General features: G+C 57.3%; 20 protein-coding genes. 8 read left to right on the top strand and 12 right to left on the bottom strand.

The annotated features are described in order from the left end of the window. The first annotated feature begins 55 nt into the window (after nucleotides 1–55). Together VF694_RS14230 and thiC are read left to right on the top strand one after the other, a co-directional pair. The gene (locus VF694_RS14230) at nucleotides 56–433 is read left to right on the top strand and encodes a helix-turn-helix domain-containing protein (RefSeq protein WP_003801916.1); all 378 of its coding nucleotides are present in this window, start codon (nucleotides 56–58) and stop codon (nucleotides 431–433) included. 190 nt (nucleotides 434–623) lie between these two features. Continuing rightward, nucleotides 624–2,540 carry a phosphomethylpyrimidine synthase ThiC gene (gene thiC, locus VF694_RS14235; RefSeq protein WP_131070917.1) on the top strand — a complete coding sequence of 639 codons (1,917 nt, stop codon included), beginning with the start codon at nucleotides 624–626 and terminating at the stop codon, nucleotides 2,538–2,540. Nucleotides 2,541–3,647: 1,107 nt separating this feature from the next. Here thiC and VF694_RS14240 read toward each other — a convergent pair. The 6 genes from VF694_RS14240 to VF694_RS14265 form a co-directional block, all read right to left on the bottom strand. Next, nucleotides 3,648–4,226 (bottom strand): OmpA family protein, encoded by a 579-nt coding sequence (locus tag VF694_RS14240; protein WP_003801921.1) that lies wholly within the window; start codon nucleotides 4,224–4,226, stop codon nucleotides 3,648–3,650. A 266-nt stretch (nucleotides 4,227–4,492) separates the two neighbouring features. Then, on the bottom strand, nucleotides 4,493–5,482 hold the full coding sequence (locus VF694_RS14245; protein WP_003801922.1) for a Bug family tripartite tricarboxylate transporter substrate binding protein: 990 nt from the start codon (nucleotides 5,480–5,482) through the stop codon (nucleotides 4,493–4,495). 70 nt (nucleotides 5,483–5,552) lie between these two features. Further along, nucleotides 5,553–6,290 (bottom strand): amino acid ABC transporter ATP-binding protein, encoded by a 738-nt coding sequence (locus VF694_RS14250; RefSeq protein WP_003801924.1) that lies wholly within the window; start codon nucleotides 6,288–6,290, stop codon nucleotides 5,553–5,555. A gap of 60 nt (nucleotides 6,291–6,350) precedes the next feature. Next, nucleotides 6,351–7,445 carry an amino acid ABC transporter permease gene (locus VF694_RS14255; protein WP_336580122.1) on the bottom strand — a complete coding sequence of 365 codons (1,095 nt, stop codon included), beginning with the start codon at nucleotides 7,443–7,445 and terminating at the stop codon, nucleotides 6,351–6,353. Beyond that, on the bottom strand, nucleotides 7,446–8,633 hold the full coding sequence (locus VF694_RS14260; protein WP_440164731.1) for an amino acid ABC transporter permease: 1,188 nt from the start codon (nucleotides 8,631–8,633) through the stop codon (nucleotides 7,446–7,448). A gap of 98 nt (nucleotides 8,634–8,731) precedes the next feature. Further along, nucleotides 8,732–9,748: an amino acid ABC transporter substrate-binding protein gene (locus VF694_RS14265; protein WP_003801927.1), complete on the bottom strand. Its 1,017-nt coding sequence runs from the start codon at nucleotides 9,746–9,748 to the stop codon at nucleotides 8,732–8,734. 220 nt (nucleotides 9,749–9,968) lie between these two features. On the opposite strand from VF694_RS14265, the gene VF694_RS14270 reads away from it, so the two are divergent. Genes VF694_RS14270 through mutY form a run of 3 tightly spaced genes read left to right on the top strand, consistent with a single transcriptional unit; the run spans nucleotide 9,969 to nucleotide 12,636 of the window. After that, nucleotides 9,969–10,640 carry a cell division ATP-binding protein FtsE gene (locus tag VF694_RS14270; RefSeq protein ID WP_003801931.1) on the top strand — a complete coding sequence of 224 codons (672 nt, stop codon included), beginning with the start codon at nucleotides 9,969–9,971 and terminating at the stop codon, nucleotides 10,638–10,640. After that, nucleotides 10,637–11,545 (top strand): cell division protein FtsX, encoded by a 909-nt coding sequence (locus VF694_RS14275; RefSeq protein WP_059318245.1) that lies wholly within the window; start codon nucleotides 10,637–10,639, stop codon nucleotides 11,543–11,545. Before VF694_RS14270 ends, VF694_RS14275 begins: the two co-directional genes overlap by 4 nt. After that, nucleotides 11,545–12,636, top strand: a complete 1,092-nt coding sequence (gene mutY, locus VF694_RS14280) for an A/G-specific adenine glycosylase (protein WP_440164734.1) — start codon at nucleotides 11,545–11,547, stop codon at nucleotides 12,634–12,636. Before VF694_RS14275 ends, mutY begins: the two co-directional genes overlap by 1 nt. Nucleotides 12,637–12,699: 63 nt before the next feature. Here mutY and rodA read toward each other — a convergent pair whose 3' ends face one another. The 5 genes from rodA to VF694_RS14305 form a co-directional block, all read right to left on the bottom strand. Next, nucleotides 12,700–13,842 (bottom strand): rod shape-determining protein RodA, encoded by a 1,143-nt coding sequence (gene rodA / locus VF694_RS14285; RefSeq protein ID WP_003801938.1) that lies wholly within the window; start codon nucleotides 13,840–13,842, stop codon nucleotides 12,700–12,702. Next, nucleotides 13,839–15,698, bottom strand: coding sequence for a penicillin-binding protein 2 (mrdA, locus tag VF694_RS14290; RefSeq protein ID WP_003801940.1), 1,860 nt, complete (start codon nucleotides 15,696–15,698; stop codon nucleotides 13,839–13,841). The genes rodA and mrdA overlap by 4 nt, the downstream gene beginning before the upstream one ends. Nucleotides 15,699–15,712: 14 nt before the next feature. Further along, a complete protein-coding gene (gene mreD, locus VF694_RS14295) occupies nucleotides 15,713–16,294 on the bottom strand; it encodes a rod shape-determining protein MreD (RefSeq protein ID WP_131070921.1) in 582 nt (193 codons plus the stop codon). Further along, the gene (mreC, locus tag VF694_RS14300) at nucleotides 16,278–17,159 is read right to left on the bottom strand and encodes a rod shape-determining protein MreC (protein WP_131070922.1); all 882 of its coding nucleotides are present in this window, start codon (nucleotides 17,157–17,159) and stop codon (nucleotides 16,278–16,280) included. Before mreC ends, mreD begins: the two co-directional genes overlap by 17 nt. A 62-nt stretch (nucleotides 17,160–17,221) precedes the next feature. Then, on the bottom strand, nucleotides 17,222–18,265 hold the full coding sequence (locus VF694_RS14305) for a rod shape-determining protein (RefSeq protein ID WP_003801946.1): 1,044 nt from the start codon (nucleotides 18,263–18,265) through the stop codon (nucleotides 17,222–17,224). A 272-nt stretch (nucleotides 18,266–18,537) separates the two neighbouring features. Here VF694_RS14305 and gatC point away from each other — a divergent pair, with 272 nt between their 5' ends. From gatC to gatB, 3 genes are read left to right on the top strand one after another with little or no spacing between them, the layout of a single operon-like run. Further along, nucleotides 18,538–18,846 carry an Asp-tRNA(Asn)/Glu-tRNA(Gln) amidotransferase subunit GatC gene (gene gatC, locus VF694_RS14310; protein ID WP_003801948.1) on the top strand — a complete coding sequence of 103 codons (309 nt, stop codon included), beginning with the start codon at nucleotides 18,538–18,540 and terminating at the stop codon, nucleotides 18,844–18,846. 9 nt (nucleotides 18,847–18,855) lie between these two features. Next, on the top strand, nucleotides 18,856–20,376 hold the full coding sequence (gene gatA, locus VF694_RS14315) for an Asp-tRNA(Asn)/Glu-tRNA(Gln) amidotransferase subunit GatA (protein WP_003801950.1): 1,521 nt from the start codon (nucleotides 18,856–18,858) through the stop codon (nucleotides 20,374–20,376). Beyond that, a complete protein-coding gene (gatB, locus tag VF694_RS14320) occupies nucleotides 20,376–21,833 on the top strand; it encodes an Asp-tRNA(Asn)/Glu-tRNA(Gln) amidotransferase subunit GatB (protein WP_003801953.1) in 1,458 nt (485 codons plus the stop codon). The genes gatA and gatB overlap by 1 nt, the downstream gene beginning before the upstream one ends. 91 nt (nucleotides 21,834–21,924) lie before the next feature. On the opposite strand, the gene pyrE is transcribed toward gatB, so the two are convergent. Then, nucleotides 21,925–22,599, bottom strand: a complete 675-nt coding sequence (gene pyrE / locus VF694_RS14325; protein ID WP_003801955.1) for an orotate phosphoribosyltransferase — start codon at nucleotides 22,597–22,599, stop codon at nucleotides 21,925–21,927. Nucleotides 22,600–22,644: the final 45 nt, after the last annotated feature.

A 22,644-nucleotide genomic window follows, 5' to 3' on the forward strand; every position in this document is an offset into this window, starting at 1 on the left:
TACGACATATCCATACAAAACCATCGTGCAGGTCGTTCCATGAACAATCTGTACTGTGAAACACTTCTCTGATCGCCTCCGTCACGCCCGCCTGCAACGTGGCTTCTCACAAGCCGAACTGGCTCGTCTGTGCAACCTCAGCCAAAGTGCCATCTCCAATTACGAGAGTGGTACACGACGTGACGCGCGCGAAATCCTGGACCTGGCAAAAGCACTGAATATCAGTGCCCAATGGCTCAAGAGTGGCTTGGGCACGATGGAGTTAAGTCCAGCACATGCTGCCACCTTGCAAGACTCCGGCGAAGGTCCACCCATTGTGACCTGGCCGTTCAACCGCTTTTCCGTAGACGAAATTGTGGCTTTGCCGCCCAAAGAGCGGGATCATCTGGATCAAACCATCCGTCACTTGCTCAACGGCATGAAAAGAAAATAAGCCTTATACGTCCACAAGCAGCCCGAAGCTACCTATACTTGTCAGCACGCAGGGGTACTCGCCGTTTGGCGGGTTGAGATAAACCCTCGTACCAGTACGGATAATGCCGATGCTGGGAGCGTGTGCAGCAGGCGCAATGCCTGCCCTGCACTTCTTCCTATATCGGCTCCACCCTCTTTTTGGAGCTGCAATGACAAGCAAAACCCCTTCTTTTACGGCCACAGCGGCCAGTGTCGACCCGGCTGCAATCCAGCCTTTGCCCAACTCCCGGAAAATTTATCAAACTGGCTCACGGCCTGATCTGCGTGTGCCGTTTCGGGAGATTTCCCTGGCTGATACGCCCAGCCATTTCGGCGCCGAGCCCAACCCTCCCCTTAGCGTGTATGACACCAGCGGTCCCTATACGGACCCCACGGTACAGATCGATATTCGCAAAGGTCTGCCTGCCTTACGCCAAGCCTGGATTTCCGAGCGCGGCGATACGGAGTTGATGGCTGGACTCAACAGTCAGTACGGTCAGGCGCGTCAGGCCGACCCGGAACTGGACAGCCTGCGCTTTGAACTCAAACGTCAGCCACGACGCAGTATTTCGGGTGCCAACGTGACGCAAATGCATTACGCTCGGCGCGGCATCATTACGCCCGAAATGGAGTTCGTCGCTATTCGGGAGAATCTGCGACGCGAGCACTACATTGAGAGTTTGCGCGCCAGTGGGCCACAAGGTGAGGAAATGGCTCGTCGCCTCACCAAAGTACACCCTGGCCAAAATTTCGGTGCCAGCCTGCCCACAACGGTCACGCCTGAGTTTGTACGTGACGAGATCGCGCGTGGGCGCGCCATCTTGCCTGCCAATATCAATCACCCGGAAACCGAGCCCATGATTATCGGTCGAAACTTCCTGGTGAAAATCAACGCCAATATCGGCAACTCGGCCCTGGGTTCCACCATTGGCGAAGAAGTCGAGAAGATGACGTGGGCCATCCGCTGGGGAGCAGACACGATCATGGATCTGTCCACAGGGAAAAATATCCACGAAACGCGCGAGTGGATTATCCGCAACTCACCCGTGCCAGTCGGGACGGTACCTATTTACCAGGCCCTGGAAAAGGTCGGTGGCATCGCCGAGGATCTGAGCTGGGACATTTTCCGCGACACCTTGATTGAGCAGGCTGAGCAAGGCGTGGATTACTTCACGATTCACGCCGGCGTCCGTTTACCCTTTATACCCATGACGGCCAGCCGCATGACAGGCATTGTGTCGCGGGGAGGCTCCATTATGGCCAAGTGGTGTCTGGCGCATCACCGCGAGAGCTTTCTGTATGAGCATTTCGAAGACATCTGCGAGATCATGAAGCAATATGATGTGGCCTTCTCGCTGGGAGATGGCTTGCGCCCAGGCTCAGGCTACGACGCCAATGATCAGGCTCAGTTCGCTGAACTTCGCACCCTGGGTGAGCTGACCCAGGTCGCCTGGAAGCATGATGTTCAGGTCATGATTGAGGGGCCTGGCCATGTGCCCTTGCATTTGATTCCTGAGAACATGCAGTTGCAGCTGGAGCACTGTCATGAAGCCCCGTTCTACACCCTGGGGCCTTTGGCAACCGACATCGCACCGGGTTACGATCACATCACCTCCGGTTTGGGGGCCGCCATGATTGCGTGGCAAGGCACGGCCATGCTGTGTTATGTGACACCCAAGGAGCATCTGGGTTTGCCGAACAAGAAGGATGTCAAGGACGGCATCATCACCTACAAAATCGCCGCCCATGCGGCGGACCTGGCCAAGGGGCATCCTTCAGCAGCGTTCCGCGACAATGCTCTGTCCAAAGCGCGCTTTGAGTTCCGTTGGGACGATCAGTTCAACTTGGGGCTGGACCCGGATACGGCGCGTGAATTCCACGATGAGACTTTGCCGAAAGACTCAATGAAAGTGGCACATTTCTGCTCTATGTGTGGACCCAAGTTCTGCAGTATGAAGATTTCGCAGGATGTACGGGACTACGCCAAGGCTAATGGCCTGGATGAGCAGTCCGCTGTGGAGCATGGGATGAAGGAAATGTCAGTACAGTTTGTGCAGCAGGGCAGCAAGCTGTATCAGGAGGCTTGACGCTTTGTTGAGGCCCCGCCTGGGGTGAATATGATCTTTGTTTGATCAGGCCTTGATGGGGTAAAGCCCTGGGTGGATTTTTTCTGCCTGGGGCTTTTTTGCGGGATTCGTTGCTTCATTTGTAGGAACGCGAGGTTTGTCATGCAAAAGACATCGGTGCAGGAGACGTCCGTTGAGCTTAGCCTCAGGGGGGCCGGGCTGAGTGTTTGCCGGTGCTGCGCGCCGGTGCCCTTGTCGGAAGATAGCTACGGGCGCATCCTGAACTCGCCGGGTACTTGGTCCCCCGGGACCAAGCACAAGCTTCCGGCTCAAACAGCAGGATGCTTGCACCCCTACGCTATCTCCCGACCGCGGCAAACCCTCTGACCCGCCCGCCCCCCTGAGGCTAAGCTCAACGGGCTCACCATCGTTTTTTTCTGAATAATTCAAACTGCATGCCTGGATGACGTGTGACACTTTCCTGGCCTGCGTCGAATCTCTGACATCTCACCTCAGACCTCTTGCCTCTTGCCTCAGACCCCAGACCCCAGACCTCAGGCTTCAGATCTCAGATTTCAGATCTTAGACCCAGATCCCAGATCCCAGATCCCAGATCCTCAATACATGATTACTTGAATAGCCACGGTATGAGCCATTGGGGGCGGTGGGGACCCGGAGGGGCGATTCAGAGTACGTGCCGCAGGCGGGGGCATGATCCAGGGTGCAAGCACTCTGCTGTTTGAGCGGGACGCTTGTGGTTCGTCCGGGGGACGAACCATCCCGCGAGTTCAGAGTGCGCCCGGATGATGATCTCGACAAGGGGCCCGGTGCGCAGCACCGGCAAGTGCTCAAGCCCCTCCGGGTCCCCACCGCCCCCAAGGGCGTGTTCATTACCGGGTTCTCCTGAATAATCAGCCTTACCACCCAAGCAACGGTGAGGTCATCAGCGACAACAGATAAGCACCCATTGGCAGCTCACAACTCACAGCTAACAACAAGCAACAAGCAACAAGCAACAAACAGAGGATCCTGCCCTACAACTCCATTACTCCCCGATCGAGCACAAAAAAAAGCCCGGCTAAAAACCGGGCCTTTTATCAGCACCCCCGAAGGGGTGCAAGCAGAGACTTACTTCTGCGGCGCGTACAGATACAACTCCACGCGACGGTTCATGGCACGGCCTTCTGCCGTCGCATTGTCACCAATAGGCGAGTTCGGACCGCGGCCTTCCACCATCAAACGACCTTGGCCTACCCCTTGCTGATTCAGATAATTGGTCACAGCACTGGCGCGGTTGACCGACAAGGTCTGATTGGTCTGTGCCGAACCCGTGCTATCGGTATAACCAATCGCCTTGGCGCGCAACTCAGGATGCTGATTCATGGCACGCGCCACACTATCCAGAACAGGCAGCAAAGCCGGTTTCAGCTGATAGCGACCCGTATCAAACGAGACGCTGCTTGGAATATTGACCCGCAAGCTGCCGTCAGCCATTTCGGTCACATCCACGCCCAGGCTGGTAGCGCCGGACTGCTGAACGTCTTTCTTGATACCGGACCAGTTATAGGCCGCGATCCCGCCAGCCAATGCACCAATACCGGCTCCGATCAGGGCCGCCTTGCTGCTATCGCCAATCAAGGCTCCAATACCCGCCCCCACTGCAGCGCCGCCACCGGCTCCAACGGCGGTGCGACCGCCCGTGCTCATATTGTCCATCGTGCCGCACGCGGCCAAGAAGGAAAAAACACCAGCACATGCTGCAACTTTTGCAGACCGAATGAAAATTGTCATTATTGGCTCCGTAATCTCAAATTAAGTACCAGGACCACTTGGATGCCTCCCATACTAGCAAGAGGCATCTCAAGCAGGTACTTCAAAACAGGCTTCACTGCCTTCTTTAACAATTCTTGATCTTGCGAGCGGCCATCCCGACTTCAGTCACTCATTGCCTGTAGGGCTAAGCCTTTGAAAGCTTAGAATAACTCGGCTCCCGAATCGGCAACGACTTCTTTGTACTTCTTAAGATCATTGCTGACAAGCTCACTGAACTCAGCCATGGTACCAGGCTGCACGTCAGAGCCCATCGTTGCCAGTGCTTCCCGCACGGCCGGATCCATCAAGGCCTTGGCATAAGCGGCATGCAGCTTGTCCAGAACAGGCTGCGGTGTACCGCCTGTTGCAAACACGCCGAACCAGGTACCCAGGTCAAAAGGCTTCACCCCAGCCTGCTCCATGGTGGGCACGTCGGGGAAAAAGCTGGAGCGCTCCAGCGTCGTCACTGCCAAAGGCTGGACAGTCTGCGCCTTGATCAGAGGAGCAGCCGAGGCCAGATTGTCAAACATGAAATGGACTTGGCCTGCCAGCAATGCGGTCTTGGCCGGGTTGGCGCCGGCATAGGGAACATGCACAGAATTGATATCGGCACGCGTATTGAGGACCTCTCCAGCCAGGTGGCCCGCACTGCCATTGCCGCCAGACGCAAAATTCAGTTGGCCGGGGTGCTCTTTGGCGTAAGCAATCAGATCCTGCACGGATGCAATCTTGTTCTGCTCGGCAAACTCCTTATTCACAATCAGGATATTAGGCACCGAGGCAACCAGCGCGATAGGCTCAAAGCTCTTGACCGGATCAAAGGGCACCGTCTTGTACAACCACGGATTGATGGCGTTGATTGCCACCGCTCCCATCATCAGGGTGTAACCGTCTGGAGCGGCCTTGGCCACGATGCTGGCACCAATATTGCCACCCGCGCCGGACTTGTTCTCCACCACGACCGTACCCAGATCACCTTTGACACGTTCGGCCAGCAAGCGCGCCATGCTATCCAGTGGACCACCTGGCGGGTAAGGCACCACAAACTGAATAGGTTTGGAGGGGTAGGAATCCTCTGCCATCACGGCAGGTGCAGCCATGACAGCCGCAACACCAGAGACCGCCAGCAGCCACTTACAGACACGAAACATCACTTTTTTCCTTGAAATAAAAATGCATATGGGCTGCGCAAGGCAGCCCATACAGAGCAGCCACTGATCCTTAATGAATGATCTGGCTTAAGAACTCACGCGTTCTTTCATTACGTGGCGAGTCAAAGAACTCATCAGGCGTATTTTGCTCGATGATTTCACCCTGATCCATAAAAATGACCCGATCGGCCACTTTACGCGCAAAACCCATCTCGTGGGTCACGCACAACATGGTCATGCCGGTGTGGGCCAGCTCAACCATCACTTCCAGCACCTCCTTGACCATTTCAGGGTCCAGGGCCGAGGTAGGCTCATCGAACAACATGATTTTAGGCTCCATGCACAAGGAGCGGGCTATGGCCACACGCTGCTGTTGCCCGCCCGAAAGCTGACCGGGATACTTGTGGGCCTGCTCAGGAATACGGACCCGCTCCAGATACTTCATGGCCAGTTCCTGAGCCTGTGCCTTGGTTTTACGTCGTACCCATATGGGCCCCAGGGTCAGATTCTCCATCACGGTCAGGTGCGGAAACAGGTTGAAGTGCTGGAACACCATGCCCACATCGCGCCGGATGGCCTCGATCTGGCGAAGATCATTGGTGAGCTCTTCGCCCGCCACGATAATCTGGCCTTGCTGATGCTCCTCCAACCGGTTAATGCACCGGATCAGAGTGGACTTGCCCGAGCCGGACGGTCCGCAAATCACAATGCGCTCGCCCGCAGCCACTTCCAGATTGATATCGCGCAGCACATGAAACTGCCCATACCATTTATTGACGTTCTTTAGCTGAATAATGGCGTCTGCCATGCAAAACTCCTTGTCTGGCCGGCAAAGCATCGGATTTGAGCCAAGGCTTTGCCGCCTGTGTCAGCGTTCATAACCCGTTTGCAAACGTCGCTCCAGGGAACGACTGTAGCGAGAGATGGAGTAGCAGAACACAAAATAAATCAGTGCGATGAACAGATACGCTTCCCGGCTAAACCCGCGCCAGGCCGAATCGGCCAGGGCCACTTTGGCCGCCTGGGTCAAATCGAAAATGCCGATAATGACCACCAGGGAAGTGTCCTTGAACAGGGAAATGAAAATGCCGACCAGCGGCGGAATCACGATCTTGAGTGCCTGGGGCAAGATGATCTGACGCATGGTGCGCCAATAGCTCAAACCCAGGGAGGCAGCCCCCTCGTATTGCCCTTTGGGAATTGCCTGCAAACCGCCACGTACGGTTTCGGCAATATAGGCAGCGGCAAACAAAATGATGGCAATCTGGGCGCGCAGCAACTTGTCGATGTTAAAGCCCTCGGGCATGAACAAAGGCAGCATGACCGAGGACATGAACAAGAGACTGATCAGCGGCACACCGCGAATCAGCTCAATGTAGACCACGCACACAGCCTTGACAGCAGGCAGGCGGGACGTCCTTCCCAAGGCCAGCAACACGCCCAAAGGAAATGCAAACGCGATACCGAAGGTGGCCAGGATCAGGGTCAGCGGCAAGCCGCCCCACAGGCTGTTTTCCACATAGCTCAGGCCGAGCACCCCGCCCCACATCAGAATGCCTACCACTGTCAGGCCGGCCAGCCACAACAAAGGTAGCCAGGGCTTCCAGAACCAGCGTATGCAACTGCACACGATCAGCAAGGTCAACAGGATCGTCGCCAGCAAAGGGCGCCACTGCTCGTCATAAGGGTAGATGCCAAACAGGATCAGACGATGCTTTTCCCGAATAAAAGCCCAGCAGGCACCGGCACTGGCACGACAGTCCTGAGCCGTTTGCGCATCGAAGTTGGCCTTGATGAACAGCCAGTCGATCGTGGCGGGCACCGTCAACAAGAGCAGCCAGGCCGACAGGACTGTCAAAATCGCATTTAACGGGGATGAAAACAGATTCTGACGCAGCCAGCCCAAAATACCCGTCTGTAGAAGGGGCGGCCCGCTTACGGTGGATGTAGGCGTATGACTCATTTAGCGCTCCACCAAGGCAATACGGTTGTTGTACCAGTTCATGAAGACCGAGATCGACAAGCTGACCGTCAAATAGGCCGCCATAATGATCAAAATGCCCTCAATCGCCTGCCCGGTCTGGTTCAGGGTGGTATTTACCACAGACACAATATCGGGATAGCCAATGGCAACAGCCAGCGAGCTGTTTTTGGTCAGGTTCAGGTACTGGCTGGTCATGGGAGGCACGATCACACGCAATGCCTGAGGCAGGACGACCAGACGCATCATGCGCGCACGGGACAAGCCCAATGCCTGAGCGGCTTCCCACTGCCCCTTGCCCACGGACTGAATACCCGAGCGCACCACCTCCGCCACAAACGCTGAGGTATAGGTAATCAGACCGGCCAGCAAGGCGGCAAACTCGGGCGACACGGTCACGCCCCCCACAAAGTTGAACCCTTGCAAACGCGGCAGGTCCAGGGCCAGGGGCGTGGGGCTGATGAACAAGGCCAGAGCCGGTATCAAGACCAACAGGAGCACACCCACGCGAAGGGTGGGAAAAGGAACGCCGGTTCGCTCCAGACGACGCCGTGCCCAGTGTGCCATCAGCACCCACAGCACCACGGCAATGCCCAGACCTACGAAGATCCAGTCCATTGCGTCGCCCTGCAAGGTGGGCAGCTTCAACCCCCGGTTCGATAAAAACACGCCAGACATCGGATTCAAGGCCTGCCGCGGCCCGGGCAGGGTTTCGGTAATCAGGGCGTACCAGAAGAACAATTGCAGCAGCAAAGGCACGTTGCGCATCACTTCCACATACGCGCCCGCCAGTCGGGACACCAACCAGTTCTTGGAGAGCCGCGCAATGCCCAGCAAGGTCCCAAAGACAGTGGCGGCAATGATGCCTATGACCGCGACTTTAAGCGTGTTGACCAGGCCAACCAGAATGGCCCGCCCGTAGCTATCGGAGGGCGAGTAGGCCAGGTCCGATTCGCCAATGGCAAAGCCTGCCTCTCGATGCAGAAAATCAAAGCCGGTGGAGATATTGCGAACAGCCAGATTGTGTAAGGTATTGGAGACCAGATACCACACACAAAAGCCCAGCACGCCCAAGATCAGCACCTGATAAATAATGCCGCGCGTAAACGGATCATTCCAGGACAGGCGCCGTCTGGGCGTGGCTGGTGTGGCAGGTTTATTTTGTGCCATAGCGTAAAACCCATGGATGCAGCACTACGCGTAGCCCTGCGAGGTGGCGCGCGTCTGGCCAAAGCCAGACGCAACAACAAACAGTGAAGATCGAAATCTTAACGCACTGGCCAGCCGTACATCACCCCACCATCGCGCCATTGTGCATTCAAACCGCGCTCGAGCTTCAATGGCGTGGATTTACCCAGGTTACGCTCGAAGCTTTCACCGTAATTGCCGACCTGTTTAATAATGTTGTAGGCCCACTTGTTATCCAGCTTCAAGCCTTTGCCCAGCTCGCCGGACACGCCCAGAATACGCTGGACGTTAGGATTGTCACTCTTGGTCTTTTCATCCACATTGGCACTGGTAATGCCATACTCTTCGGCCTCCAGCATCGCATTCAGAGTCCAGCGCACCAAGGTAAACCAGTCGTCGTCGCCCTGGCGTACAAAAGGCCCCAACGGCTCTTTGGAAAAGTCCTCGGGCAAGATGTCGAATTCCTCCGGTGTAGTTTGAGCCGCGCGCACGGCAGCCAACTGGGACTTGTCACTGGTAAAGCCGTCACAACGCCCAGAAGTGAAAGAGCGCATGGCCTCTTCCGGGTTATTGATCACCACAGGGTTGAACTTGATCCCCTGACCGCGGAACCAATCAGCCAGGTTCAGCTCAGTGGTTGTGCCCGGCTGTACGCAAATAGCGGCCCCATCGAGCTCTTTGGCACTTTTCACCCCCAGATTCTTTTTCACCATGACGCCCTGGCTGTCATAGTAGTTAATGCCAGTGCTGACCAAGCCCAAGGTCGTATCGCGCGAGATTGTCGCGGTGGTATTACGAGTCAGAACATCCACTTCACCCGATTGCAAGGCCGTAAAGCGCTGCTGGGTAGTCAAAGGCGTTACCTTGTATTTTTTCGCATCCCCAAACACAGCAGCGGCGATCGCACTGCACATATCCACGTCGATGCCAGACCAGACCCCCTTGCTGTCGGCCAGCGAGAATCCAGCAATACCCGTTGAGACACCACACTGCACAAAGCCTTTCTTCTTTACCGCGTCCAGTGTTTCGCCCGCCTGCGCATTGGCGGCCAGGGCCATCAACGCAACACTACATGCCAAGGTTTTCACTAAGGTCATGGAATATCACCTCCTGTTTACTTTTGGTAAATGGATGCAGATTACAATTGCAGCTAAGCTGTGGTGTCCAATCGTAGAACCAGTCTGTACAAACACAAATCGGGGGTTTCCCTCTGACAGCCTGATAATTGCGTTGACCTACGCCGACATTTTCATGCGGGCTCCCGCCCTCTTTTGCCGGGGGCTTTCCAAGCAGACTCCTCTTTAATTGTGCGTCGCGATGATCGAGTTCCAACACGTTTTTAAATCGTATGGCCGCAGTAAAAATATTCTCGCCGATATTAATTTCCGTATTGATAACGGCGAATTCATTTTTGTGTCGGGCCCGTCGGGAGCAGGGAAATCCACTTTGCTGCGCCTGATCGGTGGTCTGGAGCTGCCCAGTCGGGGCTCTGTCCAGGTCAACGGGCACCGGCTGGATAAACTTCCTGCGCGTGCGCGGCCCTACCTGCGACGTGCGGTGGGCGTAGTGCTGCAAGATACACATTTGCTGCAAGATCGCAGCGCCCTGGCCAATGTACTGCTGCCACTGGCAGTCGTGGGGCTGGAGCCTCGCATCGCCCAGGCACGGGCCCGGGCTGCGATGGAAAAAGTTGGCCTGCGCGGCAAAGAAGATTTGAAGCCGGTGGAAATGTCCGGCGGAGAGCAGCAAAGGCTGGCAATTGCGCGCGCCATTGTGAATCGGCCAGCCATCTTGATCGCTGACGAGCCCACGGCGAATCTGGACGCCGATAATGCCAAACGTATCATGGACGTCTTAATGGACTTTAACCGGGTGGGGGTCACAACCCTGATCGCCTCGCACGATCTGAACCTCATGGCCCGCTACGCCCGTCGTACCCTGTTGATTCAGGATGGTCGCTTTTCCGATCACCCAGGAGTGCTGGCATGAGAACCTGGCTGCGTCACCATCAATATGCCTTTCTGGTCGCACTGCGTCGCCTCAAAGTGCAGCCCTTTTCATCGCTGTCCAATCTGCTGGTCATTGCCTTGACCCTGGCTGTCCCGGTTCTGGGTGCCAGCATCCTGCTGGCCGCCCAACCGGTCGTGCGCGAAATCCCCACCTCGCCCGAAATGACCGTGTTCATGAAACAGAACAGCACCCTGGAGCAGGCTCAGGCCTTCAGCCAGGCATTGGGCAAAGAATTTCAGAGCGAACTGGCCAACATCCGGCTTGTCAGCAAAGAGCAGGCTCTGAAGCAACTGCAAAGCAACCCCAGTTGGACGCAAGCCCTAGACGCGCTACCCAGCAATCCCTTGCCCCACGCTATTGTGCTGACGCTGCATGAAACTCCGGATCTGGTGACGCGCGCCGATTCGCTTGCCCAGGCCCTGCAAGGCCGTGAGGGAGTCGATAGCGTGCTGCTCGACAGTGAGTGGGTGCAACGCCTTGCCGCGATTCTGAGCTTTATCCGCATCGGTTTGTGGATTTTGATGGCCGGCGTCGGCGTGGTAGTCATTGCCACCGTGTTCAATACGGTGCGCCTGCAAGCCCTGAACCAGCGTGAAGAAATTGCCGTGGCCCGCCTCGTGGGGGCAACCGAGGCTTTCGTGCGTCGCCCCTTTTTATATATGGGCGCGCTGACAGGCTTGCTGGCCAGCGCCTTGGCGTGTGGACTGGCCCTGCTGGCGCTAACGCCCCTGAACAAGGCGCTCTCCAGCCTGGCCCAAAGCTACGGCGTGCAATTTACGCTCCGGCTGCCGGAATTTTCTCTTTTACTGACGGCTGCGGTTTTGGTCGCCATTCTGGGCGCACTGGCAGCTCGCTGGTCTGTTACCCGTAGTACCCAATATTGATGTCACTTCCCCAACCCTGCCCCCAAAACCTGGCCGAAAAAGTGGTGGCCTGGCAAAAAACTTCCGGCCGCCACCATCTCCCCTGGCAAAACACGCAAGATCCTTATCGCGTCTGGCTGTCCGAAATCATGCTGCAGCAAACCCAGGTAGCCACGGTGCTGGGCTACTATGCGCGCTTTCTGGAACGCTTCCCCACCGTTCAGGATTTGGCTGCGGCCGAGCAGGACGAGGTCATGCCTTACTGGGCAGGCCTGGGCTACTACGCCCGCGCCCGCAATTTGCACCGCTGTGCCCGCGAGGTCATGGAAAAGTGGGGGGGCCGCTTTCCCGCCACCGCCGCTGATCTGGCCACCCTGCCAGGCATAGGCCGCTCTACTGCCTGTGCCATCGCTGCATTCTGCTTTGGCGAACGCAGCCCCATCATGGACGGTAACGTCAAACGGGTTTTTACACGCTATTTCGGGATCTATGGTCCCACGCAGAAAAAGGCCGTAGAAAATGCCTTATGGGCCAAGGCCGATGAGATTGTGGAACTGGCCCCGGCCGATCTGGACATGGCCGCCTACACACAAGGCCTGATGGACCTGGGCTCGCAATGCTGTACCCGCAGCAAGCCCACCTGCAGCCTCTGCCCACTGCAAAGCGACTGCTATGCCCACACCCATCAGGTGCAGTCCGAGCTACCCAGCCCCAAAGAGCGTATCCGCCAGGACGAGCGCTATGCCCATCTATTGATTCTGGAGCTCAATGGTCAGGTTCTGCTGGAGCAGCGACCCGACAAGGGCATCTGGGGTGGTTTGCTCACCCTGCCCCAGTTTGACGATGCCAGCAGCCTGCACGCTGCCGCGCTGCGCTGGTCCGGTAAGGAAGCTGTGGCGCTGGCTTCATTCCAGCACGTGTTCTCGCATTTCAAGCTGCACATCACGCCCTGGCTGCTGCACGTAGATGAGACTCTCCTGGCAGAGCCGACTGCAGGCCAACAATGGCATGATCATGAATCGCTGGAGCAAACAGCCTTGCCGGCCCCTGTCCGCAAGCTGCTGCTCGGTTTGTATCAGGGCAAGAACAGTGAGCAATTGATCTTGAGCTGACAGGGCCCGGGGGCTTGGCTGGCCCCCGGCCAAGTCTGCAACAATAGTCCGCCGTCAACGCCCTTAGGCCGGGCGGGCCGGTTTATCGTTGCTGATACTCATCAACATCCCGCAGGCCACGCCCAGGGTCATCAACGCCGTACCGCCATAACTCAGGAAGGGCAAAGGCACACCCACCACGGGCAAAATCCCCGTCACCATGCCTATGTTTACAAACACATAGACAAATAACATCATGGCCATGGAACCCGCCAGCAAACGACTGAACTGGGTATGCGCTCCTGCGGCAATCGACAGGCCACGCAAAATAAGCAGGGCATACAAGACCAGCAGCATGATGCCGCCGTAAAGCCCGAACTCTTCTGCAAATACAGCAAAAATAAAGTCGGTCGTGCGCTCGGGCACAAAATCCAGATGAGACTGGGTGCCCATCATGTAACCCTTGCCGTACACGCCTCCCGAACCAATCGCAATCATGGATTGGATGGTGTGAAACCCGCGGCCCAAGCGGTCACTGCCCGGATTCAGCAATGTGCAAACCCGGTGTTTCTGATAGTCGTGCAAAACGACCCAATCCAGATCGGGCACGCAAATATAGTCTTCGTAATACAGCAAGGCGCTGATGCCCAGCACCAGTACCACCACGATGGGAACAATCAGCTTGAAGGACAGGCCCGCAAAATAAATCACGCAAAAGCCAGCGGCGAACACCAGCAAAGCCGTTCCCAAATCCGGCTGCCGCACGATCAGCAAAAAAGGGATCATCAGCAAAATGCCGGCCACCAGAAAATCCAGCAGGGTCATTCTGGGCCGCTGGTAACGGTGAAAATACCAGGCCAGCATCAAAGGAACGGAAATCTTGAGCATTTCCGAGGGCTGAATCCGCGCCACCCCCAGGTCCAGCCAACGCGTTGCGCCTTTGCTGGTTTCGCCAAAAAACTCCACACCCAATAGCAACACCACGCCCACGGAATACACCACTGGCGCCAGCTTCATCCACATCGCTGGCGGGATCAGGGCAGCCACCCACATTACCCCAAATGCCAGCAGGAAATTGCGCACCTGATCGGCAAAACGCCAGTCAGTCCCGCCCACTGCCGAATGCATGACCGTCATGCCCAGCGCGGCCATCAAGACCAGCAGGAGCAACAAAGGCCAGTCAAAGGCGGAGACGGCGCGAAGGCCCAGTTGCAAAATCCGCTTCATTGCATCTGCCCTCGCTCCACCAACCAGTAATCAAAAACCTTGCGCACAATAGGCGCAGCCACTGATCCGCCCCAACCCGCATTCTCCACAATCAAGGCAACCGCAATCTTGGGGTTGTCGGCCGGCGCGTAAGACATGAACAAGGCGTGATCGCGCAAGCGTTCATCAATGGCGTTGGCGTTGTACTTGGCGCCTCGCAAGCTAAAGACCTGAGCGGTCCCTGTCTTGCCGGCGGCCTGATACGCTGCCCCGGCAAAAGCGCGGCGGGCGGTTCCCAGACGCACGACATCCACCAGCGCGCGCTTGATGACGTCCACATTCGCCTGCTTCAAGGGAATCAGCTTGGCATCAATGCGCACCGGCTGTTCAATTTCCGGATCATGGGGGTTCAGGGTCTGGGTAACCAAATGCGGTGGCCTGACGATGCCATTGCTGGCCAGCACCGCGGTGGCATGAGCAAGCTGCAACACGGTAAAAGAGTTGTAGCCCTGCCCCACTGCCACCGAAATACTTTCTCCGGCATACCAGCGCTGCTGGGCAGGTTTGCGATAGGCCTTACGCTTCCACTCAGTCGACGGCAGTATGCCTTGCCGCTCACCGTCCAGGTCAATCCCGGTCTTTTGTCCAAAGCCGAACTGTTTCATGAAGTCGTGCAGATTGTCGACTCCGATTTCCGGCCCCAGGGAATAAAAATACGTATCCGAGGACACCACGAGCGCACGGTGCATATCGGTAGAACCATACACCGCCCCCCCTGCATTGCGGAAACGCTGCCCGCCAAACTCGAAATAGCCGGGGTCGGAAATACGGTCGCTTGCCTTGCGCTTGCCTGTCTCAAGAGCAGCCAGAGCCACAAAGGGCTTGTACGTAGAGCCGATGGGGTAGGTGCCATACAAGGGACGATTAATCAGTGGGTGATCGGGCGAATCATTCAGTTTGCGCCAGTTCTCCACGTCAATACCGTCAATAAACAAGTTCGGATCAAACGAAGGGGCCGAAACGAAGGCCAACACCTCGCCGGTGCTGGGTTCAATGGCTACCAAAGCACCCCGGCGTCCCGCGAACAGGCCCTCGGCCATTTTCTGCAGGCCGATATCCAAAGACAAACGCAGGCTGGCACCTGGCACCGGGTCCACACGGCTTAAGGTGCGTACGGGCCGACCCGAAGCCGCTACTTCCACTTCCTCGATGCCGGTCCGGCCATGAAGGGTTTTTTCCCAGGTTTTCTCAATGCCCTTTTTGCCGATCACCTGCGTGCCGCGATAGTTGCCCGTTTGACCCGTTTCCTCAAGGCGCTGTTGATCGGCCTCCGAAATGCGCCCCACATAACCCAGCACATGCGCCGCTACCTCGCCCTGCGGATACTCGCGCACCCAGCGAGCCTGCAAGTTCACACCCGGAAACTTGAAGGCATGAGCCGCAAACCAGGCGGCTTCATCATCGCTCAGATTATTACGTAGCAAGATTTCGGAATACCGGCTGTTTTGTGCCACACCCTGCTTGAATCGGCGACGGTCACGGGGGCTTAGCGCCACCAGTTCCCCGACACGATCCAGCATGTCATCGACCGGTTCCGTCAGGCTGGCCGGTACCACCGACAAGGTGTAGTCGCGATAATTGCGGGCCAGAACCTCGCCATTGCGGTCCAGAATCTCGCCACGTCGGGGAGTGATCGGGATGACGGCAATACGGTTCTGATCGGCTCGGGCAGCAAAACCTTCATAGCGCACCACCTGCAAATACCATAGGCGCACGCCCAGCACCCCGAGCAGAACGCAAGCCAGAACAGCCGCAACCAGCGCACGAAACAGAATGCGCTGGCGCAATTGATGCGAGGTTTTTTTGAATTCAAACATGGCCGCCCATCCCGTCAGGACGAACCGGAGTCGGACTCGTCCAGACGCCGCTGCGGCAGGAACAGCACGCTATCGGCCAGGGGCCACAGGGCGGCGGTCAGCAAGGTGCCGCCCGCCCACTGCCAGCCGGACCACTCCCCCACCAGCCAGGCGTGCAGGACGCGCACCAGCAACTGGGCCAACAGCATGACGATTGCCATGTGCAAAAAGTGGGTCCACATGCCGAAATTCAAAATGCGCTTGCGTAACAGCAAGGCGCCGTACACCACCAGAATATAGGTCAGCGCATGCTCGCCCAAGAGGCTGCCATCGTGTACATCAACCAAAATGCCCAGAAAAAACGCCAGGGACATGGGGACACGACGTGGCTCATGGACCGCCCAAAAAGCCAGCACCAGCATGAGCAGGTCCGGTGCAAACGGCAACAGTCGCCAAGGCAACATGGAGCCCAGCCACATCAAAAGAATCGATCCCCAGACCAGCCAGGGGCTGGACGCGCGCGAGAAGGGGCTGCTGTCGATGGGCTGCAGGCTGCTCAGGTTGGACGCCCGGCTTGTGCGGTTGGATGTGTCGGGGGACTCAACGCGGCGCGTCATGGGCTTCGTCCTGTTCAAGCGGGCGCTCGCTCTCGGGCACCAGCAAAATCAGAAAATGGCGGTAGCGCTCAGGATGCGACAAAGGCGTGACCAAGGCCAGGGCAAAGCCCGAGGCGTCATCGCGCTCAATGCTGCTGACGATACCCACGGGCAAGCCGGCAGGAAACAAGCCCCCGATCCCGCTGGTAATCAGGGTGTCGTTGGGCTCCAGATCCACATCGCTGGTCAGGTACCGCACTTCCACCTTGCCGCCCGGATTGCCCCCAAAAGCGATCAGACGCAGGCCGTTGCGCAGCACCTGCACCGGTACCGACACCTTGTCGTCGGTAATCAAGGCCGCCTCTGAGGTAAAGCGCGTGACACGCACCACCTGGCCCACCACCCCGCCCTCATCAATTACCGGCATGCCCGGGCGAATGCCGCTGGAAGAGCCTTTGTTGAAGATCAGATGGCGGGCATACCCGTTGGGCGGCTCATACAGCACTTCCACGGCTACCGACGGTTGCGTCACGGCATCAGCCACCTGCAGTAGACGGCGCAATTGCTCGTTTTCGGCAGACAGCTGGGCGGCATGGGTGGAGAGCTGAGCCAGCTCGATACGCTGGCGTTGCAAGGCTTCTTTTTCGGAACGGGCAGTTGAGGCCGCATCCGTCCAGCTGCTGAAGTAAGTGACCAGATCACGGGGAGCGAGCATGACACGCTGAAAAGGGTACAGAACAGCAGCGACAGCCTGCCGCACCGGTTCGAGCACCGCAAAACGCGCATCCGTAATCAACAAGCCCACCGCCAGCACCAAAAGAGCGGCCAGACGCAGCTCAGCGGATGAGCCGCGCCTAAATAGCCGGATGGAGCCTTGTTCTCGCATTACTCAAACACTCGATCGCTTGCCTTCCACTGGCAGACCACGCCGTGGAGCCCAAGCAAAGATCAATCGTAAATAAATACGGACTCCAGACGCTCCAGATGTTCCAGAGCCTCGCCGCAACCCCGTACCACGCAGGTCAGAGGATCTTCAGCCACCACCACAGGCAGGCCGGTCTCTTCTTGCAACAGACGATCCAGGTCATGAACCAGGGCACCCCCGCCGGTCAGGACAATACCTTTATCGGTAATGTCCGCACCCAGCTCAGGAGGAGTTTGTTCCAGCGCAGTTTTAACCGCAGAGACAATTTGATTCAGGGGGTCGGTCAACGATTCAAGAATCTCGTTGGACGAAACGGTGAAACTACGTGGCACCCCTTCGGACAAATTGCGACCCTTGACTTCAATTTCACGAATTTCGGTGCCGGGGAAAGCAGAGCCAATCTCTTTTTTGATCAGCTCGGCCGTGGGTTCGCCAATCAGCATTCCGTAATTACGGCGGATGTAGTTGATAATCGCTTCGTCGAACTTGTCGCCACCAACACGCACCGAACCCTTGTAAACCATACCGCCCAGGGAGATGACGGCCACTTCGGTGGTACCACCACCAATATCGACCACCATGGAACCGCTGGCATCAGAGACCGCCAGGCCCGCACCGATTGCGGCGGCCATGGGCTCTTCAATCAGATAGACCTTGCTGGCACCGGCACCCAATGCGGATTCTTTGATGGCACGGCGCTCCACCTGGGTCGAACCACACGGCACACACACGATAATGCGCGGGCTGGGGGCAAACATGCTGCGTGGGTGAACCATGCGGATGAACTGCTTGAGCATCTGCTCGGTGACGGTAAAGTCCGCAATCACGCCATCTTTCATGGGCCGGATGGCTTCAATATTGCCAGGCACCCGACCCAGCATCTGCTTGGCCTCCTGCCCGACGGCCTGAATGATTTTTTTACCATTAGGTCCGCCCTCATGGCGGATGGCTACAACGGACGGTTCATCCAGTACGATACCCTTGCCGCGTACATAAATAAGGGTATTGGCCGTACCGAGGTCGATTGCCATATCGCTGGAAAAGTAACTGCGTAGGAATCCGAACATGGGCGCGCAAAGTGTAAAGTGTTTGGGGAAAAAAGGCAGGTAAATTCGGCGCGGAACTCAAGCGTAGAACGACAGGCACAAGAACCAGGCAACGAATTCAAAAATACCTGGGAAGGAAACGGTCAATGATAACTTATAATTGCTCTACATTAGGACTGTTTTAATGGTCAGTTAAGTTCTGTAACCCCCGCATTTGCTGTAAAAGTGCCAAACTGTCCTTAACTGACAGATTTCCGCTTTTTTTTATTACTCATTTTCCAGTACCCACCCACATGTCTATCACTGAACAGGATGTTGCCCGTATAGCGCAACTGGCGCGCCTTGATCTTTCTGCTGAACAAGCCTCCCAGGTCGAGCACGATTTGACGCGCATCCTGGGCCTGATCCAGACTTTGCAAACCGTTGATACTCAAGGCGTTGAGCCAATGGCCCACCCCTTGTCCGCCCGCCAGCAGATCAGTCTGCGCCTGCGCGAGGACAAGGCTCTGCCGTCCGGCACGGTCGAAAGCCGCCAGGCCATGATGCGCAACGCCCCCGCCGAGCAGGATGGCCTGTTTCTGGTGCCCACGGTCATCGAATAAAGCAAAACCATGTCTTTTACCCCTGAATTCGCGACGATTGCAGCGCTACGCCACGCTCTGCACAACAAAACCGTCAGTGCCCGCGAGCTGGCCCAGCATGCGCTGGACAATAGCGCCCGCCAAAAAGCGCTTAACGCCTTTGTTCAGCAGGACCCTGACCTGACTCTGGCCCAGGCCGATGCCGCAGACGCACTGATTGCCCAGGGCAAGGCCGGCCCACTGACCGGCATCCCCATCGCACACAAGGATCTGTTTGTCACCAAGGACTGGCAGACCACCGCCTGCAGCAAAATGCTGCAAGGCTACCTCAGCCCCTTTGACGCTACGGTCGTCACCAAGCTGCAGGCAGCCGGCACAGTCTCCCTGGGCAAACTGAATTGTGACGAGTTCGCCATGGGCTCTCGCAATGAAAGCTCGGTATTTGGCCCGGTGCGCAACCCCTGGGATCATTCCATGGTTCCCGGCGGCTCCTCAGGCGGCTCTGCTGCCGCAGTGGCCGCAGGCCTGGTCGCCGGGGCAACCGCCACCGATACGGGCGGCTCCATTCGCCAGCCCGCCGCCCTGTGCGGCGTCAGCGGCATCAAACCCACCTATGGCACGATTTCGCGCTTTGGCATCATCGCGTACGGCTCCAGCCTGGATCAGGCCGGCCCCATCGCCCGCAACGCGCGCGATTTGCTGGATTTGCTGGAAACCATGTGTGGTTTTGACCCGCAAGACGCCACCAGCCTGGAATTTTGCGACGATCAGCCCAATACTGGAGCCCGTATTCGTCAGGAATTTGAACAGCACCAGTCGCAGCAAGACGCGCAAGGCAGCCAGCCCCTGAAAGGCGTGCGCATTGGAGTGCCTGCGCAGTTCTTCGGTCCTGGCCTGGACCCGGCCATCGCCGATGCGATCGAGGCCGCGCTGAAAACCTACGAAAGCCTGGGTGCGGAACGCGTCACGGTGCAACTGCCCTTGACCGAACTGTCGGTTCCCACCTATTACGTCATCAGCCCTGCTGAAGCCTCGACCAACCTGTCGCGCTTTGACGGGGTGCGTTTTGGCCACCGCGCCAGCCAGTACACCGACCTGAACAGCATGATCTCGCGTTCCCGCTCGGAAGGCTTTGGCCCTGAAGTCGTGCGCCGCATTCTGGTCGGCACGTATGTGCTCTCGCACGGCTACTACGACGCTTACTATCTGCAAGCTCAACGCGTGCGCCGCATGATTGTGGACGATTTCCAGAAAGTCTTTGAGCAGTGCGACCTGATTCTGGGCCCTGTCACGCCCGCTCTGGGTCGCAAGCTGGGCGCCACCATCGAGGACCCCACCACCGACTGGCTGGGCGACGTCTATACGCTGGGAGTCAGCCTGGCTGGCCTGCCTGCCATGTCCGTTCCCTGCGGCTTCAGTCAGGGCGAACGCCCCTTACCCATCGGCCTGCAGATCATTGGCAACTACTTCCGTGAAGGCCAGTTGCTGGCCTTTGCCGACCGCTTCCAGCAAGTCACCGACTGGCATCAACGTCAACCAGGACAACAATAATGGAATGGGAAATTGTGATCGGGCTGGAAACCCACACCCAGCTCTCGACCGAATCCAAAATCTTCTCCAGCAGCAGCACCCGTTTTGGTGCGTTGCCCAATACACAAGCCAATGAAGTGGACATGGCGTTGCCCGGCGCCTTGCCCGTCTTTAACCGTGGCGCAGCTGAACGGGCGATTCGCCTGGGCCTGGCCGTGGGCGGACGCATTGCGCGACGCTCCGTATTCGAGCGTAAAAACTATTTCTACCCGGATCTGCCCAAGAACTATCAGATCAGCCAGATGGAAATCCCGGTGGTCAGTGGCGGCACCATCAGCTTCATGCTGGACGGCGAAGAAAAGACCATTAATCTGACTCGCGCCCATCTGGAAGAGGACGCCGGCAAATCCCTGCACGAAAACTTCCGGGGCCCCCACGGCGAATCCAGTACCGGGATCGACCTGAACCGCGCCGGGACCCCGCTGCTGGAAATCGTGTCCGAACCCGAAATGCGCTCGGCCGCCGAAGCGGTGGGCTACGCCCGCGCCTTGCACAGCCTGGTGGTCTGGCTGGGCATTTGCGATGGCAATATGCAAGAAGGCTCGTTCCGCGTGGACGCCAACGTGTCAGTCCGTCCCAAAGGCCAGAAAGAATTTGGCACCCGTTGTGAGCTGAAGAACATCAACTCCTTCCGTTTTCTGGAGCGTGCCATTCAATACGAAGCACGCCGCCAGATCGAACTGATCGAGGACGGTGGCAAGGTCATCCAGGAAACCCGCCTGTACGACTCCGACCGCGACGAAACCCGCAGCATGCGCAGCAAGGAAGATGCCCACGATTACCGCTACTTCCCCGACCCGGATCTTCCCCCCCTGTTTATCAGCGAAGAGTGGATCGAGCAGGTTCGTCAGGACATGCCCGAGCTGCCAGCACAAAAACTGGCCCGCTTCGAGCAGGAGTTTGAGCTGAGTCGCTACGACGCCTCGCAACTGACCGTGGACCGTGCAACCGCCGACTTTTTTGAGGCAATTTTGCAAGCAGGCGCCAAGAGCAATGCCAAACTGGCTGCCAACTGGATTCTGGGCGAGCTGTCCGCCGCCTTGAACCGCGAGGAAATTGGCATTGAACAATCCAAAGTCAGCCCGGCCCAACTGGCCCAGTTAATTGCCCGTATTGCCGACGGCACCATCTCCAACAAGATTGCCCGCGACGTGTTTGCCGCGCAATGGGATGGCGAACTCAATGGCGATGTGGATGCCATCATCGAAGCACGCGGCCTCAAGCAGATCAACGATGTGGGCGCTATTGCCGCCATGGTCGATGAGGTGCTGGCCGCCAATCCGAGCATCGTTGAGCAGCACCGTGCCGGCAAACCCAAAGCCTTCAATGCCCTGGTCGGTCAGGTCATGAAAGTGGCCAAGGGCAAAGCTAATCCGCAGCAGATCAATGAAATGCTCAAGCAAAAGCTGGATGCCTGAATCTGGATGCAGTGCTGAGCGGATACAAAAACACCAGGCCTGGGCCTGGTGTTTTTTTTGTGCAGTACCGACACAAACCTGCGTGTGACGATCAGACGCCGTAACGATCCCGGTAGGCCTTGACCTGAGGAGCATGAGCAGCCAGCGTGGTGTCATCTGCCAGCACCGCCATGATGTCCGCCAAAGACGCAATGCTGATGACTGGAATACCGTAGGTCTGCTCTACTTCCTGAACTGCCGAATGAGCGGACAGTTCCTGATCATTGCCCGCCCGCTCCATGCGATCCAGTGCGATCAAGACAGCAGCAGGTTGCGCACCAGCCGCCTTGATGATCTGCATGGATTCACGCACCGAGGTGCCGGCAGTAATAACGTCATCAATAATCACCACCTTGCCTTGCAAAGGAGCGCCTACCAGGGTGCCGCCTTCACCGTGATCTTTGGCCTCTTTGCGGTTAAAGGCAAAGGGCACGTCACGCTCACCGATTTGAGGGTGCTCGGCAAGGGCGATGGACGTAGCCGCTGCCAATGGAATGCCTTTGTAGGCGGGGCCAAACAACATGTCAAAGGACACGCCCGAATCGAGCAGGGCCTGGGCATAAAAGCGGGCCAGTTGCCCCACGCTGCGTCCGGTATTGAACAGGCCGGCATTAAAAAAGTAAGGGCTCAAGCGTCCAGACTTGACCTTGAACTCCCCAAAGCGCAGCACTCCCTGTTCCAGGGAAAAGCGCACGAAATTGCGACGATTATCGTTATTGGCCGACATGACAGAGTATGAAAAAGATAGAGACAAAAGCATTTTAGCGTGTTG

This window comes from Alcaligenes sp. Lyrl_28 (assembly GCF_051948705.1).
Classification (GTDB): Bacteria; Pseudomonadota; Gammaproteobacteria; order Burkholderiales; family Burkholderiaceae_B; genus Alcaligenes; species Alcaligenes ammonioxydans.

Excerpts from the sequence above, each read along its gene's own strand:
- thiC (WP_131070917.1), top strand. The coding sequence starts at position 624 with ATGACAAGCAAAACCCCTTCTTTTACGGCCACAGCGGCCAGTGTCGAC.
- VF694_RS14240 (WP_003801921.1), bottom strand. The coding sequence starts at position 4,226 with ATGAGCACGGGCGGTCGCACCGCCGTTGGAGCCGGTGGCGGCGCTGCA.
- VF694_RS14245 (WP_003801922.1), bottom strand. The coding sequence starts at position 5,482 with ATGTTTCGTGTCTGTAAGTGGCTGCTGGCGGTCTCTGGTGTTGCGGCT.
- VF694_RS14250 (WP_003801924.1), bottom strand. The coding sequence starts at position 6,290 with ATGGCAGACGCCATTATTCAGCTAAAGAACGTCAATAAATGGTATGGG.
- VF694_RS14255 (WP_336580122.1), bottom strand. The coding sequence starts at position 7,445 with ATGAGTCATACGCCTACATCCACCGTAAGCGGGCCGCCCCTTCTACAG.
- VF694_RS14260 (WP_440164731.1), bottom strand. The coding sequence starts at position 8,633 with ATGGCACAAAATAAACCTGCCACACCAGCCACGCCCAGACGGCGCCTG.
- VF694_RS14265 (WP_003801927.1), bottom strand. The coding sequence starts at position 9,748 with ATGACCTTAGTGAAAACCTTGGCATGTAGTGTTGCGTTGATGGCCCTG.
- VF694_RS14270 (WP_003801931.1), top strand. The coding sequence starts at position 9,969 with ATGATCGAGTTCCAACACGTTTTTAAATCGTATGGCCGCAGTAAAAAT.
- VF694_RS14275 (WP_059318245.1), top strand. The coding sequence starts at position 10,637 with ATGAGAACCTGGCTGCGTCACCATCAATATGCCTTTCTGGTCGCACTG.
- mutY (WP_440164734.1), top strand. The coding sequence starts at position 11,545 with ATGTCACTTCCCCAACCCTGCCCCCAAAACCTGGCCGAAAAAGTGGTG.
- rodA (WP_003801938.1), bottom strand. The coding sequence starts at position 13,842 with ATGAAGCGGATTTTGCAACTGGGCCTTCGCGCCGTCTCCGCCTTTGAC.
- mrdA (WP_003801940.1), bottom strand. The coding sequence starts at position 15,698 with ATGTTTGAATTCAAAAAAACCTCGCATCAATTGCGCCAGCGCATTCTG.
- mreD (WP_131070921.1), bottom strand. The coding sequence starts at position 16,294 with ATGACGCGCCGCGTTGAGTCCCCCGACACATCCAACCGCACAAGCCGG.
- mreC (WP_131070922.1), bottom strand. The coding sequence starts at position 17,159 with ATGCGAGAACAAGGCTCCATCCGGCTATTTAGGCGCGGCTCATCCGCT.
- VF694_RS14305 (WP_003801946.1), bottom strand. The coding sequence starts at position 18,265 with ATGTTCGGATTCCTACGCAGTTACTTTTCCAGCGATATGGCAATCGAC.
- gatC (WP_003801948.1), top strand. The coding sequence starts at position 18,538 with ATGTCTATCACTGAACAGGATGTTGCCCGTATAGCGCAACTGGCGCGC.
- gatA (WP_003801950.1), top strand. The coding sequence starts at position 18,856 with ATGTCTTTTACCCCTGAATTCGCGACGATTGCAGCGCTACGCCACGCT.
- gatB (WP_003801953.1), top strand. The coding sequence starts at position 20,376 with ATGGAATGGGAAATTGTGATCGGGCTGGAAACCCACACCCAGCTCTCG.
- pyrE (WP_003801955.1), bottom strand. The coding sequence starts at position 22,599 with ATGTCGGCCAATAACGATAATCGTCGCAATTTCGTGCGCTTTTCCCTG.